We start from the raw sequence: 18,184 nt of genomic DNA, 5'->3' as shown, positions 1-18,184 counted from the left end.
GTCGCCTTCTTAAGAAAGACGACCACTGTAGTCTTCAAATTTAAATTCACGAATAATTTTAATACCTTCTTCATCATTGTAAGAAACGATAGAAGGCAGGTTAACACCGTTAAACATATGGTTTTTTACCATTGAATAATGGGCCATATCCGTAAATACAAGACGATCTCCTGGTTTTAATGGCTGTTCAAATGAATAATCACCAATAACATCACCAGCAAGACATGTTAATCCACCTAAGCGATATGTGTGGGCAAATTCATTAGCTTGACCAGAACCAATAATCATTGGACGGTAGGGCATTTCAAGTACATCAGGCATATGACATGTTGCCGACGTATCTAAAATTGCAAGATCCATCCCATTTTCTTGAATATCAAGCACAGTAGCTACTAAATAACCAGTATTAAGTGCTACTGCTTCACCTGGCTCTAAATACACAAGCAGGTTATATTTTTCTTGCACATAATTAATGATGTTCACAAGCTTCTCTACATCATAATCTTCACGTGTAATATGGTGACCACCACCGAAATTCAACCATTTCATTTGATGTAATACATCACCAAATTTTTCTTCCACTACTTCAATAATACGCTCTAGCGTATCCGAGTTTTGTTCACACATTGCATGGAAGTGTAAGCCATCAATGCCGTCAAGTTGGGATTTATCGAAGTTAGCCAAAGTCGTTCCAAGACGGGAATTCGTATAGCAAGGATCGTAAAGAGCTGTTTCAATTTCAGAGTACTCAGGATTCACACGAATACCACATTCAATTGTTTTACCAGTAGATTTTACTTTATCCTTGAACTGAGCCCATTGGTTAAATGAGTTAAATACGACGTGATCCACATAGCCTAGAAGCTCGTCCATTTCATGCTCAATATAAGCAGGTGCATAAACGTGTACTTCTTTGCCCATTTTTTCATAGCCAAGACGTGCCTCATGCAGGGAGCTGGCTGTAATGCCTGCTAAATATTCCCCTACTAGAGGGAAAGTTGAATGCATAGAGAACCCTTTAAGGGCTAGTAAAATGCGGCAGCCTGTACGATCTTGAATTGATTTTAAAAGCTCAAGATTTTTTGTTAATAATCGCTCATCCACTACATAAGAAGGGGATGGAACTTTTGAAAAATCAATTGGTTTCATCGGCTTAATTCCTTTGCATCTAAATCAAGGTCTAGTAACTCTGGGTTATGGCTTTCTTGCCATGGTAGACCCCATTTATTTAATGCATCCATGAATGGATCTGGATTGAAATCTTCTACATTCCAAACACCTGGTTTACGCCATTCGCCGTTCATCACAAGCATTGCACCAATCATAGCTGGCACGCCAGTTGTGTAAGAAATTGCTTGTGAGCCCACTTCGTTATAGCATTCTTCGTGGTCACATACGTTGTACACATAATACGTTTTTTCTTTGCCATCTTTTAGACCGCGAATGATACAACCGATATTTGTTTTACCTTTTGTACGTGGTCCTAGAGAAGCTGGATCTGGTAATACCGCTGTCAGGAAGTGGATTGGTTGAATCATTTTACCTTCAAATTCGATCGGCTCGATTGATGTCATACCAACGTTTTCTAATACTTTTAAGTGTGTTAAGTATTTTTCAGAGAACGTCATCCAGAAGCGGATTTGTTTTAAACCTTTAATATTTTTCGCTAGTGATTCAAGTTCTTCATGGTATAGAAGGTAAATATCTTTTGGTCCAATTTCTGGTAAGTTATACACTTCTTTTTTCTCAAGTGGTGCCGTTTCAACCCACTCGCCTTCTTTCCAGTAACGACCATTCGCAGTAATTTCACGAATGTTAATTTCTGGGTTGAAGTTTGTTGCGAAATGATAACCATGATCTCCTGCGTTTGCATCCACGATATCGATATAGTGGATTTCATCAAATTCATGTTTTTGCGCATGAGCAGTGAAAACGCCTGTTACACCTGGGTCAAAACCGCTACCAAGTAATGCAGTTAAGCCAGCTTTTTCAAACTTCTCTTTATAAGCCCATTGCCATTTATATTCAAATTTTGCCGTTTCAGGTGGCTCGTAGTTTGCAGTATCCACATAGTGCACACCTGTCGCTAAGCAAGCATCCATAATCGTTAAGTCCTGATAAGGTAGGGCAACGTTAATCACTACATCTGGTCCGAAAGCTTTAATAAGCTCAATAACCTCTTCTGTATTATCTGCGTCTACCTGTGCAGTATGAATTTTTGTTTTTCCGCCGTCTAGTTTTTCTTTTAGAGCGTCACATTTTGAAACAGTTCTACTTGCGATACAAATTTCCTCAAATACGTCCGAATTTTGAACACACTTGTGTACCACAACACTGGCAACTCCGCCAGCTCCGATAATCAATGCTTTACCCAATTGTCTACCCCCAAGTTCATAAAAGTATTGTCAAACAAGCTGATTATACAGAAATTTGATATAGTACTCAATCATTGTTTTAAAATTTTCTACAAAAAATTTAATTTTTCTACATCAATTAGACGTAATCAGAAGAAAATAGCTTGGAAAACATGAAAAAATCCCTTTTCTACAAAGGTAGCAAGGGACATCATTGCTTGAAACATTAGAACATCATTTCACTCTTTTTATTTTAAAAATCGACTGGATATTTGTTGCTTTTCATCTCCCCATACATAAAAGAAAATCACAAGTAATGTACTTAAAAATCCCATCACTAGTGCATACGTACTGAGGGCTACATGTACTTGGCTTTGCACGGCATAAATGAATATAGCTCCTATTGTTAGCAAATTTCCAGTAATAAGCGATACAAAATGAAAACGTTTATTTATTGTAAGCCCCCCTTTGTAGATGAATGATTGAATGCCTCAAAATAAAGTTAGTCCACTTCAATTATCGCATAATTCAGAACTTTTATCCAATACTTTTATTTATAGGAAAAATTAAAGATGCTTTTTTAATACATCTTTTTATAGTATGATGAGAAAATAAAGGGAAAATTCATAGATTATTACAAGAAAGGGGGAGAAGATGAATCGTGAAATTACGAAATTCATTAACTTTTCAACTTGGAACGATTATCGCTGGTATTTTAGTAGTCATGTTAGGGATTACATCGTTCGCTACATACATAACTGCTTACAATAAACTTTATGATGCTGCTGGTGTGGAGGCATATGGGTGTGCCAATATTACAACTGGTTTAATTGCTCCTGAACTAATGGACAAGGCCATGCGTGGCGACCAGGCAGCTCAGGAACGGATTGGGAATGACTTAAACTGGACAACCGGACACAAAGATATTTTTCAAACTCAATATATTCTGTCCCTTGACGGTACATTGTTAGCGCTGGACGACCATTTAGCCGAGAAAGGATTTGCCCCTGGGGATTCTTTCTATTTGGATCAAGAGGCGATTGATAGGTTGTTACAAGATAAGCATCCAACTTACTCTCAGCCCTATACGTATGCTGACATGGATCGCTTATCGGGCTATGCGCCCATTTTCAAAGACCACGATTCAAGTAAAGAAATCATTGCCATCAGTGTGATCGATTTTGACGCCAATATTGTCAAAGAGCGTACATGGGATGTTGTGCGAAGTGGGATATTAATTAGTATTTTCCCTATGCTGATTGCTTCAATTATTACAGGGTTTTTAATCCGTCGAAAAGTGAAGCCAATTAGTGTTCTCATTCAACAGGCCAAAGAAATTGCGAATGGCAATTTAGCAGTAGCTGAAACAAAAGTAAATAGCAAAGATGAGGTGGAGGATTTAGCGAAGACATTAAATCGTATGACCGCTAGCCTGCAAAGTATGATCATGACCATGCGTTCTACTTCTAATACACTTGCTAATAATGCAGATGAAACCGCTTGCACCTTAAACGAAATGACAAATACCATTCAAGAGGTCGCTCATAATATCGAAGAGGTAACAAGCACTGTGACGGCAGGCATGCATCATGCTGAAAATGCTACCGAAGTGCTTACCTCCTTAGCAGATGACTTGCAGGTAATCCAGTACAATGCTACGGATAGTGCTAATAATGCACGAGAAACAATGAAACTAGCAACAGAGGGAGAAAGGCTAGCCAAAGACATAAATAATGATATGGCATCGATTCAAAGTGGATCAGATGAAGTGAAGCATACTGTTGAAAACTTAGTTACGTCTGCTGCTAAAATACAGGCAATTACAACATCTATTGCTGGTATTGCATCACAAACAAATTTATTAGCACTGAATGCTTCTATCGAAGCGGCTAGAGCAGGAGAGCAAGGAAAAGGCTTTGCGATTGTTGCTGAGGAAGTGCGAAAGCTAGCAGAGCAGTCCAATGCAGAAGTATTACAAGTTGAACAGCTTATTAAGGATATGATGAAACATGTTCAACAAGTAATGTCGTCAACGAATGATAATACGCAATATATTGAAAAAGGAACAGAGACTGTCGGTTTAACAGCACAATCGTTGGGAAATATTTCAAACGCTGTAGCGAAGACCGTTGAGGAAATTATAAGTATTTCTCATGCAGTGACTGCTGAAAATGAAAAGTCAGCTCGAATTGTCCAGATGATACAACAATTAACTGAATCCATTAGAGACATCGAAGGAGCCATGAATAGAATTACTTTAGCAGCTCAGCAAACAACAGCAAGTATTGATGAGGTTGCACAAGGTTCGAATGAAACGACCCATATGGCACATACACTAGAGCAACACGTAAAAGCATTTAAATTAAAAGAATTGTAGAAAAATTAGAATAAGTTAGCTTTTGCTTGCGTGTCTAAGATGGTACACTATCAATAAGATTTTTCTTTTGGTGAAGGTGAGGATTTAGTGGTGGTAAAACAAATGGATGAGCAAGTACAGCAAATGAATGACTTATTTTTAAGTGGTCAAGTAAAAGAGAGTTATCGGCTAGCAAAGGAGATACTTGCCAACCAGACAAATTTAGAAGGTGAGACCCATCAGCTTATTCAGCAACATGTTGCATTACTCGAGGCAAATGGATATGCCAATATGCCCGAAACGACTGATGAAAAAGTCATACAAAGTGCCGAGCGTACAGATGGCTCGTACCCAGAGCGAGATGTTCTTACAGCCTATATCGGTACTCAAGATGATGAACAGTTTGGGAAGGTAATTGACGAATTATTAGCCGGACCCATTGAAGCACAGGCAAACGCGTATTATACGATGGCTGAATACTACGTTCTTACTAAAGAACAGGACAAAGCAATGGTACAATTTGCGGAGGCAATCAAATTACAGCCTAACAAGGGTCTCTATTGGGGTGCTTTTGCTCAATTTTTAAATCGTCATGAGGGGAGCCCTTATTTAGCACTTAGACTCATTGAGGAAGCCATACAGCTGGATGGTATGAATCCTCGCTGGCACTTTATTCAAGGGAATATTTTTTTACAGCTTGTAGCTGCTACGAAAAATTTAAGCTATTTACCTGCTTTAGAAGAGGCTTGGGAAAGAGCTAAAAAACGCTGTTCTACCAAGCAAATTACCTTGAAAATGGATCTCGTGAAATCAAATGATATGTTAAGACAATGGAAAAAACAAATGCTATAAATCTAGAAAAGAGATGTTCAAACTATTAATAATTATTTACTTTTGAGTATATTTATGCTATTATGAATGTATAAACGGACGTATGAAGCTTATCGATGACATGAAAGAAGTGTTTTTTTGAGTTTATATGTAGCGTATGTATTAGTGGGACTTGCCATTGCCATGCCTGTAGGTGCAATTACAGTCGAAATGACAAAGCAAGGACTCAAAAATGGTTTTCTGCACGGCTGGGCTGTAGGGCTTGGTGGCATGACCATTGACATCGTATTAGTTTTTGCCTTGTATATGGGATTAGCCTCCATTTTGGCTATGCCTATGGTACAGCTTCCGATGTGGATCATTGGAGCGGGCTTTTTATTCTTGTTAGGCTATGACTCTATTAAGAATGCCGATCATGATATTACATTGGCAGGAGAAAAAGTAACCAAGTCCTTTTTTGCCTCTTATTTTAATGGATTATTGGTAGCGATCTCCCCTGGTAACCTTGTTTTTTGGGTCAATGTATTCGGCGTGGTTCTAGCTAAATCTTATGGACAAGGGGAGCAATCAAGCTTTTTAATTATTGCTGCAGGCGTTCTGAGTGGAATTTTACTCCACGATCTTGGTTTACTAACCATTGTCTCAGTTACGCGTAAAGCCATGAATCGTAAAATGATTAAAACATTTACGATTGTCGCAGGATTCTTGTTAATTGGCTTTGCTGGATATTTTATATATGAATTTATACAAGCAATTAAAATTTATATATGAAAAGTGCGATCACTCAGATCGCACTTTTTTTATGATGGTGAAACGACTGTTGACTGCTCTTGGAGACAGGCCAAAATTTCTTCTGCTACTTGATGTGCTAAGGTAAGCTCTGACGTAAAGCCCACACAAGAACAATTCATTTCACCTAATATATAGCAATCTGCTCCAGCTTCATCCGTATCTAACATAAAATCAGCTGTCCAGATTAGTGGTAAGTCATAACCCCCTAATAGGCTCGTTACTTGAGGGAGTTGCGATAAAAAGTTTTCGACCAGCTCTTGCCAATCCTTTGGTGAATCATAGCGATATTGTGCACCTGAGAATAATGTTGCACTAAAGGCATCCTCAGTATTAGCAGGTTTTTTATGTACCACGTGAACAGGGTGATTGCGCAACATCAATAAGCGAACTTCACCTTCTGTAATACGAGGAAGAAAACGCATATCGATCAACATACCATTCAGTCCAGTAATATAGGGCTCACAGAATGTCATAAAGTCTCCAAGCGACCAATATTCAACATGATTATCTTTCGCTTCCGTACATTTAATTTGTGCATCTAGTGGAACTTCAGTCATTCCTTCAGCTAGAGGTTCTACTAATTTTACACGCCAAATACCTTCACCTGTAGAACCACGATTTTGCTTCAGAACACGTTCTGTTAATGCTAGTGAAGTAGGAAATTGCGCTTTAAATGCCTCAATCGTATAATAGGCGAACGTATCATCAGGTACTAAATTAGTAGCAATCAGCTTGGATAATACATCTTTAGAGCCATAGCTAATCATCGCATCGGGATGTGGCATGCCCATTACGCCGACTTGGCAAAGTTCTCGGAGCATCGCAAAATATTCTTCTTCATGTTGTAAATTGCCAGGGTTTATACGTGATACATAGGCAGCACCATGTTCCTTCACGTAGTCAAAAATTTGCTGTTTTTTTGCATTATCAAAAAAAAGCACCTCTGCATCTTGTCCACGTTGCTTTAAAGCTTCCACCATCGGCATTGTATCTGGACGATAGCCATCTGGTCCTTTATCTGTGCCACCCTCAACCTCGAAAAAAATAACTTTTTTATTCATCAATAATACCTCCTTTTTTGTTTGTCATTTATTTTCAGTATAGTAGACAAACAAGGAGAAAAGATATATGAAATATGTAAATTTTATGTATAAATTTATATAAACCAATATTTAATATAGGAGGTATTAACTACATGAAATTAGAAAAATCAGATATTTGGGTGTTTAAGCCTGTTTCTTCTGAAACACTGTGAGATATAGAATCATTAGAAGAATGAGCAAAGTGCCAATAAATTGATAACCTCCAAAGCTTATTTTTAACCACCATACACTTGTGATGACGGCCATTAATGGTTCTAAACTACCTAACAAGCTTGACTCCTTTGGGGATAAATAATGCAAGCTAGCAATATAAAACCAAAAAGCTAGCATGGTGCCGAATATAATAATAAAAAGAAAATAGGCAATCGTAGAAAATGTCCAGTCTGATACATCAATAGCCCATGGTGGATGGAAAAAACTCATAACGATTCCCCCAATGATCATGGACCAACCTACAACAAGTAAGGAATGAAATTGCTGGAGAAGTGGAACTGCATATAGTGTATAAAAGGCAACTGAAAGTCCTGATACTACACCCCAGAAGACCGCCATAAAAGGAACTGACAGTGTTGAAAAGGACCCATTTGTTAATAATAAAAAGGTTCCCACAAGCGTAAGTGTAACAGCAATACTATCCTGTTTTGTCAGCGGGCTTTGCTTAGATAAGAAGTAATACGCCATAATGAACAACGGTGCTAAATATTGTAGAAGCGTGGCTACTGCTGAATTTCCAATAGAAATAGACATCATATACGTATATTGGACAGCAAGCATGCCGAGTAAACTAAATAGAAGTTGTCTCATTGCATTTTGTTTTGTCCGCCACATTACAAATATTGACCCTTGTCGATGGGTTATTTTATATATTCCTATGAGTAATAGACCAGACAAAAGTAGACGACTAGAAACTAGCCATTCTACAGCTATTTGCTCCTGCTGAAACAGTCTTTGGGCTACGGTTCCACCGATTCCCCAAAAACTTGCCCCGAGGATAACTAGTAAAAAACCGAGGGACCGATTTTTTGGGATGATTTGATTCATGGATGAACATCTCCTAAACTATCAATATAAAGTGATTATAAGCGATCCATAAACCAATAAATATCGTGTTAACATGTTAAAAATATCAATATATTGAGGTGATGAGAATGCCTTTAACACATATAAAAGTTGCGAAAGATTTACAAGAGCTAACATTGCATGGATCGAAAGAATTTCCAGTTGCCTTGTATGAAACAACAATGAGCATGGATAGTATGGATTTTCTACCGCTTCATTGGCATAAAGAAATTCAATTTGTATATCTCAAAAGTGGACGTGCTAAGTATCGGATAGGAGCGAATGTTATAGTTTTAGAGGAGGGGGAAGGGCTATTCATCAACGCCTCACAATTACATGAGGCAAAGCCATTTCAAATGGAGCAGGCTATTGTTTACTGTATAAATGTAGATCCTATAATCATCGGTGGACATGAAGGCAGTATTTTTATAACTAATTATGTTCTACCTTATTTAACGAATCAGCGACTGCCATACGTCAAGCTTACAAAGGAGCTATCACAAAAAGTGGCATGTATGGCTGATATTTTGCGAGAGCAAGATGCCTTTTATCAACTAAAAGTATGGAGAGAGCTGCTATACATTTGGGAATTGATGTTAACCCAATCTTTGCTAACTGAAGAGATTATAGACCCCTCGGTCATTGTGCAACAAGAACGGGCTAAAGTGATGCTGAATTTTTTACATACGCACTATCAGCAAAAAATAACGTTAGAGGATTTAGCGAAGCATGTGTATGTAAGTAGGGCTGAGTGTAGTCGTTATTTTAAGAAAATAATTGGATGGACACCATTTACTTATTTATTACAATATCGACTGCGCAAAAGTATTGAATTATTGAGGGATGACGAGCAAACCGTCACGATTATAGCTGCCAATACAGGCTTTAGTACAGTCAGCTATTATATTGAGAAGTTTAAAGAATATACAGGCTATTCACCACATGTTTATCGCAAGAAATTCCTGCAAAATATTAAATTGTGAAAAAATCTTGAACGTAAATGGAAAAAATATGATTATTTATGCCTGTAATCTATACATGATTCACCATTTACAATAAAGTGAAATTAATAGTATGTGGGGGGCGTTAGAATGATGGTTTTAAGGAAAAAGCAGCATATATGGCTAGCCTTTTTATTCATCGTGTTAGTCAGCAATTATACGCTTTATAATACGGGGCTTGGTTCTTCCATCTTGCCAATTGAAACAAATGGAGTTGTCCTAGGTTCCCTTATTGATTTAGTAGTCATCATACCTGTATTATGGATGCTTTATAAAGGGAAGTTTTCATTAAAGCAAGCCATTTTATTAGCCGCAATTGGCTGTCTTGCCGCACGTTTTATCATTCCGATAGAGCATCTTCAGCCTTTTGTCGCAGTCACGTGGGCAGGCTTTGCCATTGAAGGCATGATGATCGTATTGGAAATTTTTCTCATTGCTACCCTTGTACGCTATTTGCCAAGGGTTCTTGCCGATGTACGCGCCAGTTCATTACCAGATTTATTTTCATTTTCAAAAGCTGTGGAAAAACAAATACCGCAGCATCCTGTCATTCAAATGGTTTGTTCCGATTTACTTGTCCTTTATTATGGATTTGCTAGCTGGAAGCGACAAGAACGACCCGGTTTCACTTTGCATAAAAATTCAAGCTATATCGCTGTTCAACTGATGATTATCCACGGTATTGTGATTGAAACAATTGGCATTCACTGGTGGCTACATGAGAAGTCTATGATCCTTTCCATTATTTTGCTCATTTTTAATGTGTATTCAGTCATCTTTTTTATCGCAGATATGCAGGCAGTTCGATTAAATCCTGTATACGTAACAGACGAGACAATATATATTTCGCTAGGTTTAATGAAGCGTACAGAAATCGACTTTAATAAAATTGAAGAGATCGTAGAGGATAAGGTACAGTTAGAAGGAAAATTATCAAAGGATACGATAGATTTCGTGGCACGTGATTTTGGTGAAGCTTATCCGCACGTTATTTTAAAAATGAAAGAGCCAGTGGAAGTGACCTTTATGTTAGGCATTAAAAAAAGCTATCATCAAGTAGCGATTAAAGTTGATCAGTCACAAGAATTTAAACAAATGCTTCAACTAAAAATGTCAAAGCATTTTGCCTAAATATATGTATCGCCAACGTTTTGAATAAAAACGTTGGCTTTTTTTATTTAATCAAGGTCTGCGATTGCTTGTAAAATATCATCGCGGATGGCTTCCCAAAATTGCAGTTGAACCGAGTCGCAATACGTATAAAGCTCTTTATGCTGAATGTGATCGTATAGTGCGGCAATGTCTTCTTGATGGAAGGATAGTCGATGGTTTAGATTCGCTCGTTCTTCCTCCAAACAAAATAATTTATAGATATCAGCCAGGCGCTCCAGTTTGGCTAGTTTCTTGGTCATCGCCTCATATTGTTTTTGATGAAAACGTCCTACTGCAGAGGTCATCGAAATTTTTGCACGATGTTCCGACTGAAGACTACGACACTCCTCCTGGCGAATAGCTACACGATACCAAAATTCATAGCGAGTCGGTAATTCTCTTAGTTCATAGGTAAGCAATGATTTTAAAATTGTATGCACTTGTTCATATGTATCAATGCTTTTCTCTGCGTCTTTAAAAATCCCAAACATACAACCACCCCCATATAGTGTAATACTACACAGCTAGATAAAACTCCTTTCATTTAAGAAGTATCTCCTACTTTATTTTATGAAAAAACATATTAAGTTGGTGCATTCCTTGAAAGGTCTAACTTTTCAAGGAGCTATGACAAGATTTTGTTATTTTTGTACAAGTTTCTGAGAAATTAAAGAATAGGCATTTACAAAAAGAAAATAAATGTGTTAACTTTTAAAGTGTCTTAGGTTAACTTAAAAAGAGGGGGAGGTTAACAATGCAACATTTTTGGGTTGTCGGTACTGATACAGATGTTGGTAAGACGATTGTCACCACATTGTTGATGTGTCAATTGCAAAGGCTGGGGTTGAAAATTACACCTTTTAAGCCTGTGCAAACAGGAGAGGTATACGACAATTTGCATAGCTATTATGCTGATACGGCTATGTATGAGAAGTATTCCTTGCAAGCTTTAAATAAAGAGCATATGAATGGCTATTCGTTTAAGGAAGCCGCATCGCCTCATTTTGCTGCTCAACTGGAGGGACAGCAAATTGATGTAGAAAATCTTTTACAGCGTATTCAATGCTTACAAGAATCCTACGATGTCGTTATAGCTGAGGGAGCAGGTGGATTGTTTGTGCCTTTAGATGTTCAACAAAGCATCACACTGCTCGATGTCATTGTGAGTAGCAAATTGCCAGTAGTGCTTGTTACTAGGACATCCCTTGGGACCATCAATCACACCTTGTTAACGATGGAGGCATTGCAATCACGCCAGATTGATGTTCTTGGCATTGTTTTTAATGGTGACACGGGCAGTATGATGGAACAGGACAATATAAAAACGATTTTACAGTATCACCCTTTGCCCTATGCGGTTATTCCACGTCTTCAGGACATTTCACAGCTAGTGAATATCAACATTACACACACAACATTATTTGAAAGGCTTTATGGAAATGATACGAGAAATAACTGACTTACAAGCTAGAGATTTACAGCATATTTGGCATCCGTGCTCGCAAATGAAAGATTACGAAGCATTTCCGCCAATCGTCATAAAAAAAGGACAAGGTGTGTGGCTTTATGATGAGCATGATAAACGCTATTTGGACGCAGTTTCCTCATGGTGGGTAAATTTATTTGGACATGCCAATCCGCGGATCAGTCAAGCCTTAAGTCATCAAGCCTTTACGTTGGAGCATACGATTTTTGCTAATTTTACACATGAGCCGGCTATTCGGTTAGCTGAAAAACTAGTCGCTTTAGCACCACCTGGTTTACATAAAGTGTTTCTTGCGGATAACGGCTCTTCTGCCGTTGAAGTGGCATTGAAGATGAGCTTTCAATACCATATGCAAACTGGAAAACAAACAAAGACTAGATTTCTAGCGTTTACAGATGCGTATCATGGTGAAACCATTGGTGCTTTATCTGTAGGAGGGGTAGGACTGTACAATGAAGTATTTGAGCCACTTTTATTGGATACTGTACGTGCCCAGGGGCCGGATTGTTTCCGTTGCCCGTTTCAGAAAGTACCAGAAAGCTGTGACGCACCATGCAGTCAATTCGTAGAAGAACAGCTCAAGGTGCATCATGAGGAAATCGCGGCAGTTATTATAGAACCACTTATTCAGGCAGCAGCAGGGATGAAAATGTATCCACCCATTTATTTAAAACGGCTTCGAGCATTATGCTCACAATACGATGTTCATCTAATTGCTGATGAAATAGCTGTTGGATTCGGTCGTACAGGGACAATGTTTGCCTGTGAGCAGGCGAATATCACACCTGATTTTATGTGTTTATCCAAAGGCATAACAGGCGGCTATTTACCATTATCCGCTGTCCTCACAAGTAATGAAGTGTATAACGCATTTTATGATGAATATGGGACAATGAAAGCATTTTTACATTCTCATAGCTACTCTGGTAATACATTGGCATGTCGTGTGGCGCTGGAAGTATTAACAATATTTGAAGAAGAGCAAATAATGGACATGATTCAACGCAAGGGGCAACAAATGCGAGAGCTAGCAATGGCAGCATTTGATGATATGCCTTATGTGGGTGAGTACAGACAAGTTGGTTTAGTGGGGGCTATAGAACTTGTTGCAGACCGTCAGACGAAGGAGCCATTTGCCAGTGAAGAACGAATTGGTTACCAAATTTATCAACAAGCACTAGTAAAAGGTCTACTCATACGACCTCTTGGCAATATTTTGTATTTTATGCCACCTTATATCATTTCAAATGAAGAAATGACGTTCATGATGAATACAACGAAAGAAACGATTGAACAATTTTTCAAAGATAGGGGGGAGGAGGTTGATTAAACGTTATTCTACATTAGCATTAGTCATGATTGCCATGTTCGCTGCATTAACGGCGATCGGGGCGTTTATTAAAATTCCATTACCGATTGTCCCGTTTACTTTACAAATTGTTTTCGTTTTTTTAGCAGGATGTTTACTAGGTAGTCGCAATGGATTATATAGTCAGCTTGTTTATATCGGTGTTGGCTTAGTAGGGCTACCTGTTTTTACTCAGGGCGGAGGCATTACTTATGTATTACAGCCCACATTTGGCTATCTTATTGGCTTTGCTATTGCCGCCTATGTGATTGGAATGATTGTTGAGAGAATTGAAAAGCCAACGAAAAAGCATTTTATTGGGGCGACCATTTTGGGGCTTTTCATTGTATATGCTATAGCTGTTCCATATTTATATATAGCTTTAAACTTCTGGTTAGATTTGAAAACAAGCTGGTCACATGTTTTTGTTGTTGGCTTTGTAAGCAGTATCATTGCTGATTTTGGCTTAGCTATTTCAGCCGGCTTATTAGCAGAGAAATTGTATAAAGTATTTCATTCAGCTAGAAGAGAAAGTATTTCTCAAGGGGAAGGGGAGACGATGATATGAATTTTTTACAGGTAGCACAGGAAGTAATTGATGGCAAAATCATTAGCAATGAGGAGGCACTTGCTATTTTAAATAGTAAGGATGATGAGCTATTACAATTGATGGATGGTGCCTTTGCTATTCGTCGGCATTATTATGGTAAAAAAGTAAAGCTGAATATGATTATGAATGCTAAAAGCGGCTACTGCCCAGAGGATTGTGGCTATTGTTCTCAATCCTCTAAATCAACAGCACCTATTGAAAAATATCCTTTTATTACGAAAGAGGAAATCTTGGCTGGTGCGAAACGAGCATTTGACAATAAGATTGGAACGTATTGTATTGTGGCAAGTGGTCGTGGGCCGACAAGGAAGGACGTCAATGTCGTAAGCGAGGCAGTTGCTGAAATTAAAGAAAAATATGGCTTGAAGGTTTGTGCCTGTCTTGGCTTGCTAAAAGAAGAACAGGCACAGCAATTAAAGGAGGCGGGGGTGGATCGCTACAACCATAATTTAAATACCTCTGAGCGTCACCATTCCTTCATTACGACTTCACATACGTATGAGGATCGTGTCAATACGGTAGAGATTGTTAAAAAACATGGTATCTCCCCTTGCTCGGGCGCCATTATTGGGATGAAGGAAACTCGGGAGGATGTCGTCAATATTGCGCGTGCCCTCCATCAATTAGATGCAGATTCGATTCCTGTTAACTTTTTAAATGCGATTGACGGCACAAAGCTGGAAGGGACAAGGGACTTAAATCCACGTTATTGTTTAAAGGTCTTGGCATTATTCCGTTACATCAATCCAACAAAGGAAATTCGAATTTCGGGTGGCCGTGAAATCAATCTCGGCTCTCTACAGCCACTGGGCCTTTATGCAGCGAATAGTATATTTGTTGGGGATTATTTAACAACTGCAGGCCAGGAAGCTAATAGTGATTATCGTATGTTGGAGGATTTAGGCTTTGAGATTGAATTAACGCAAAAGCAAGAGGCAGCATTTTGTTAGGGCTTTAGAAATAAAATCTACTAAAGAGAACCGTGCACTCGTACGGTTTTTTGCTTAAGATGGATACAGTTGTAATGATGATAGATCAATAGAAAGAATCTACGGATAAAAGCCGTAATGCAATGGATAGTGAGTGAAAAATGACGGATAAACCTAACATCTCAAACCGGTTTTATACCTAAAAAATAAAGAAATTCACAAATTGTTCAATGAAAGCGGTTTGAAATTGAACAGTTTGTGAAGACCTTCACATAAAGCTTTCTTTTTCATAAATTCAGCGTAAAATAAGAATCAAGTAAGGAATTGTTGTAAAACAGTTGACGAGTAGTCTCACAAATTTTAGTGATTGTTATAGTACAAAAAATAAGAGAAGGGAGCTTTTTACATGTGGGTTATTACAGTATTTGATAAAAAGGATGTTCGAATTTTTGAGTATGCAAACAAAAATGAGGCAACAGAGGCTTTGGCGAAATTCAAAAAAAATGCGGTTTTAACATATACAAAATAAAAGTTCTTTTTTCTACAGCCCTCGACAGTTGAGGGCTGTTTTTTTAATGAACAACAATTGAAAAGGCACTATACACAAGTAATAAAGCCATGATGATATTAAACAATTGTCGATGCTGCTGCAATACCTTTTGGAAAACAGACCCACATAATGCCCAACTAAATGTACTAATGATCCCAATGAAGCCTAAAAAGAGGGAGAATAGTAGATAGCTTATGTAGGAAGAATTATAAGGAAGGATGTAGGTAGCAACTACGGTAATCCCAAATAGTATTCCTTTTGGATTGATAAATTGTAAGAAGGTTCCTATAAAAAATAAGTTCCGTCTTTCTTCTACGTTGTTGCTTTCCTCCTGTTCTTTGCTTGTCACAATTTTAAAGGCTAAGTATAGCATATAGCCAACACCAAAAATGGTTAAGGGTAATTTAATGGTCGGTAAAATATTTAGCATGACGATGTTGAAAAAGCTGCTCAGAGCAATAATGATAAAAAATCCAATTCCCACACCAAAACAGAAGGGCAACGTTTTTGATAAGCCATACTGTTTGGCAAATACCATGGCCATAAAGTTGTTAGGGCCAGGAGTGAAGCTTGTAATCGTGATAAAAACTAAAAAGGAAAATATAGGCAAGGACCATCACCACTTTCAATTTGTATGTTATAATGTCCGAAACAGACATTATAACGTTGTTTGTTTTATTATACATAACGTGCGTTATATTGTATATATTTAAAAGGAGATTAAATATGGATGATATTCAACTGATTTTTGCTCGAAATTTAAAGGCTATTCGTGAGAGAGAGAAATTAAGCCTAGAGAAGGTATCGCAACTAAGCGGGGTTAGTAAAGCCATGATTGGACAAATAGAAAGAGGGGAGTCGAGCCCAACATTAACTACCATTTGGAAAATAGCTAATGGGTTAAAAGTTTCTTTCACAGAGCTTATTCATCAACCGCAAGCAGAGATAGAGCTCATCTTAGGCAATGACATTCATGCATTAGAGGAAGATAACGGGAAATATATCGTCTACCCTCATTTTCCTTTTCAAAAGGATAGCCGCTTTGAAATTTATAGTATCGAGATAAAGGAGAATGGAACATTACACGCTGAGGCACATAGAGAAGGAACGGAGGAATATTTAACCGTTTTTGATGGGGAATTAATCATTCGAATACAAAGTAAGGACTATCGATTAGCAAGCGGTGATGCCATCCGTTTTAAAGCTGATCGCCCCCACACATATATCAACCCTGGGAAGACTTTAACACGTCTCAGCATGACCATATACTATCCACATTAATAAACCGTATAAACGCCTTCAAAGCGTTTATACGGTTTCATTTTTTTACAGTATACTTGCTAAACGTTTAATACCCTCGCGGATTACTTCAGGTGTTGCATTTGTATAGTTTAAGCGCATTGTATTCACGTTCGTTTTCGATGTATAGAATGGATCACCCGGCACGAAGGCAACCTTTTGTTCCATCGCTTTATGGAATACATCAAGGGCTGACGTACCATCCTTCATTGTTGCCCAAATGAACATGCCTCCCTCAGGTCGTGTGTACTCAACATGGGCAGGGAAAAACTCTTGCATCGCATCTAGCATCGCTTCTGATTGATTTTTATATAAGCTAATTATTTTATTAACATGCTCCGTGTAATCATTACTTGCTAAATAATCATAGATAACATATTGCGAGAAAATATTCGTATGAAGATCAGAAGCTTGCTTAGCTGTTTCGATATGCTGTAAAAGCTCTTTATTTTTTGTAATGATAAAACCAAGACGCATGCCAGGTGTGACCGTCTTAGAGAAAGAACCTAGTAAAATACTATTTTCTAATTTACCAGCGCCGATATAAGGAAGTGGCTCGCCTTGGAAACGTAGCTCCCCATAAGGATCATCCTCAATTAAAGCAACATCATACTTGGCAACCAATTCGTATATTTGCTCACGCTTTTCTTTCGAGTATGTGAGACCCGTTGGATTTTGGAAGTTTGGAACTGTGTAAATAAATTTTACATTTGGTTGTTGTAGGGCTTGCTCTAATTCTTCCAGATTAAGACCATCGTTTTCTAGTGTTACCCCATGAAAGGTTGGTTCAGCTAATGTAAAGGCTTGAATAGCCCCTAAGTAACCAGGCTCTTCGATAATAATGCCATCGCCCTTATTAATAAGTACTTTACCAATTAATTCAAGTGCTTGCTGTGAACCTGTTGTAATAAAGACGTCGTCAGCATGGATATCAAGCCCGTAGACACGTTGATACTTCGCAGCAATGTACTCACGTAATGGTGCATAACCTTGAGTTGAAGAATATTGAAATAGACGGCTACCATTTTTTGTGATAGCTTGATCTACTGATGCTCTTAATGCATCAATTGGGAAAGAGATTGGGTTTGGAAGCCCACCTGCAAAGGAAATGACATCCTCTGCATCTGTCACTTTCAAAATATTTCGAATAAATGAGGATGGAGTATTTAAGATTCTTTCAGAATATTGCATAATGATCGGTCCTTTTTTTCTGATTTTTTAAAAATTATATCATTGTCATCGGTTGCATACAATATTATCATTGTATGCAAGACAATTAAACTATTGTATGCAAATTAATAGAAAGAAGGCGCT

At 38.0% G+C, this 18,184-nt stretch carries 18 protein-coding genes; 11 read left to right on the top strand and 7 right to left on the bottom strand.

Translation table 11 applies throughout. The annotated features are described in order from the left end of the window. Window positions 1-9: 9 nt before the first annotated feature. Window positions 10-1,149: a carboxynorspermidine decarboxylase gene (gene nspC, locus MKY80_RS14295; RefSeq protein ID WP_025116106.1), complete on the bottom strand. Its 1,140-nt coding sequence runs from the start codon at window positions 1,147-1,149 to the stop codon at window positions 10-12. Beyond that, a complete protein-coding gene (locus MKY80_RS14290) occupies window positions 1,146-2,375 on the bottom strand; it encodes a saccharopine dehydrogenase family protein (protein WP_008181665.1) in 1,230 nt (409 codons plus the stop codon). Before MKY80_RS14290 ends, nspC begins: the two co-directional genes overlap by 4 nt. Before the next feature lie 640 nt (window positions 2,376-3,015). Here MKY80_RS14290 and MKY80_RS14285 point away from each other — a divergent pair. The 3 genes from MKY80_RS14285 (at window position 3,016) to MKY80_RS14275 (ending at window position 6,312) form a co-directional block, all read left to right on the top strand. Next, on the top strand, window positions 3,016-4,731 hold the full coding sequence (locus tag MKY80_RS14285; protein ID WP_342529895.1) for a methyl-accepting chemotaxis protein: 1,716 nt from the start codon (window positions 3,016-3,018) through the stop codon (window positions 4,729-4,731). Window positions 4,732-4,833: 102 nt separating this feature from the next. Continuing rightward, window positions 4,834-5,562 carry a hypothetical protein gene (locus MKY80_RS14280; RefSeq protein ID WP_237068870.1) on the top strand — a complete coding sequence of 243 codons (729 nt, stop codon included), beginning with the start codon at window positions 4,834-4,836 and terminating at the stop codon, window positions 5,560-5,562. Window positions 5,563-5,679: 117 nt separating this feature from the next. Next, window positions 5,680-6,312 (top strand): LysE family transporter, encoded by a 633-nt coding sequence (locus MKY80_RS14275; protein WP_008178185.1) that lies wholly within the window; start codon window positions 5,680-5,682, stop codon window positions 6,310-6,312. Between the two features lie 29 nt (window positions 6,313-6,341). On the opposite strand, the gene MKY80_RS14270 is transcribed toward MKY80_RS14275, so the two are convergent. Together MKY80_RS14270 and MKY80_RS14265 are read right to left on the bottom strand one after the other, a co-directional pair. Further along, window positions 6,342-7,394, bottom strand: a complete 1,053-nt coding sequence (locus MKY80_RS14270; RefSeq protein ID WP_107922539.1) for a Cj0069 family protein — start codon at window positions 7,392-7,394, stop codon at window positions 6,342-6,344. A gap of 165 nt (window positions 7,395-7,559) precedes the next feature. Continuing rightward, window positions 7,560-8,477 (bottom strand): DMT family transporter, encoded by a 918-nt coding sequence (locus tag MKY80_RS14265; RefSeq protein WP_107922538.1) that lies wholly within the window; start codon window positions 8,475-8,477, stop codon window positions 7,560-7,562. Window positions 8,478-8,584: 107 nt separating this feature from the next. Between MKY80_RS14265 and MKY80_RS14260 the strand changes: the two genes are divergently transcribed. Beyond that, on the top strand, window positions 8,585-9,478 hold the full coding sequence (locus MKY80_RS14260; RefSeq protein ID WP_239355195.1) for an AraC family transcriptional regulator: 894 nt from the start codon (window positions 8,585-8,587) through the stop codon (window positions 9,476-9,478). 108 nt (window positions 9,479-9,586) lie between these two features. Next, window positions 9,587-10,627, top strand: coding sequence for a beta-carotene 15,15'-monooxygenase (locus MKY80_RS14255; protein WP_239355194.1), 1,041 nt, complete (start codon window positions 9,587-9,589; stop codon window positions 10,625-10,627). Window positions 10,628-10,674: 47 nt separating this feature from the next. Here the strand turns inward: MKY80_RS14255 and MKY80_RS14250 are convergent, their stop codons facing one another. Then, window positions 10,675-11,139: a hypothetical protein gene (locus tag MKY80_RS14250; RefSeq protein WP_008178191.1), complete on the bottom strand. Its 465-nt coding sequence runs from the start codon at window positions 11,137-11,139 to the stop codon at window positions 10,675-10,677. 263 nt (window positions 11,140-11,402) lie between these two features. Between MKY80_RS14250 and bioD the strand changes: the two genes are divergently transcribed. The 5 genes from bioD (at window position 11,403) to MKY80_RS14225 (ending at window position 15,550) form a co-directional block, all read left to right on the top strand. After that, on the top strand, window positions 11,403-12,107 hold the full coding sequence (gene bioD, locus MKY80_RS14245; RefSeq protein WP_089986278.1) for a dethiobiotin synthase: 705 nt from the start codon (window positions 11,403-11,405) through the stop codon (window positions 12,105-12,107). Beyond that, complete coding sequence (bioA, locus tag MKY80_RS14240; RefSeq protein ID WP_239355193.1) at window positions 12,088-13,464, top strand: adenosylmethionine--8-amino-7-oxononanoate transaminase; 1,377 nt, start codon at window positions 12,088-12,090, stop codon at window positions 13,462-13,464. Before bioD ends, bioA begins: the two co-directional genes overlap by 20 nt. Then, the gene (locus MKY80_RS14235) at window positions 13,457-14,050 is read left to right on the top strand and encodes a biotin transporter BioY (RefSeq protein ID WP_096365335.1); all 594 of its coding nucleotides are present in this window, start codon (window positions 13,457-13,459) and stop codon (window positions 14,048-14,050) included. Before bioA ends, MKY80_RS14235 begins: the two co-directional genes overlap by 8 nt. Beyond that, a complete protein-coding gene (bioB, locus tag MKY80_RS14230) occupies window positions 14,047-15,042 on the top strand; it encodes a biotin synthase BioB (protein ID WP_008178199.1) in 996 nt (331 codons plus the stop codon). Before MKY80_RS14235 ends, bioB begins: the two co-directional genes overlap by 4 nt. Window positions 15,043-15,427: 385 nt before the next feature. Next, the gene (locus MKY80_RS14225) at window positions 15,428-15,550 is read left to right on the top strand and encodes a hypothetical protein (protein WP_008178200.1); all 123 of its coding nucleotides are present in this window, start codon (window positions 15,428-15,430) and stop codon (window positions 15,548-15,550) included. A 43-nt stretch (window positions 15,551-15,593) separates the two neighbouring features. Here the strand turns inward: MKY80_RS14225 and MKY80_RS14220 are convergent, their stop codons facing one another. After that, entirely contained in the window at window positions 15,594-16,181 is a 588-nt protein-coding gene (locus MKY80_RS14220; protein ID WP_239355192.1) for a LysE family transporter, read from the bottom strand. A 116-nt stretch (window positions 16,182-16,297) separates the two neighbouring features. Between MKY80_RS14220 and MKY80_RS14215 the strand changes: the two genes are divergently transcribed. After that, window positions 16,298-16,852, top strand: a complete 555-nt coding sequence (locus MKY80_RS14215; protein ID WP_089986281.1) for an XRE family transcriptional regulator — start codon at window positions 16,298-16,300, stop codon at window positions 16,850-16,852. A gap of 45 nt (window positions 16,853-16,897) precedes the next feature. On the opposite strand, the gene MKY80_RS14210 is transcribed toward MKY80_RS14215, so the two are convergent. After that, window positions 16,898-18,061 (bottom strand): PLP-dependent aminotransferase family protein, encoded by a 1,164-nt coding sequence (locus MKY80_RS14210; RefSeq protein WP_342529878.1) that lies wholly within the window; start codon window positions 18,059-18,061, stop codon window positions 16,898-16,900. Between the last annotated feature and the right edge of the window lie 123 nt (window positions 18,062-18,184).

It is taken from the genome of Lysinibacillus sp. FSL R5-0849 (genome assembly GCF_038595075.1).
Classification (GTDB): Bacteria; Bacillota; Bacilli; order Bacillales_A; family Planococcaceae; genus Lysinibacillus; species Lysinibacillus fusiformis.
Note: the sequence above shows the minus strand (reverse complement) of the source record. Positions and strands in the feature narration are given on the sequence as shown.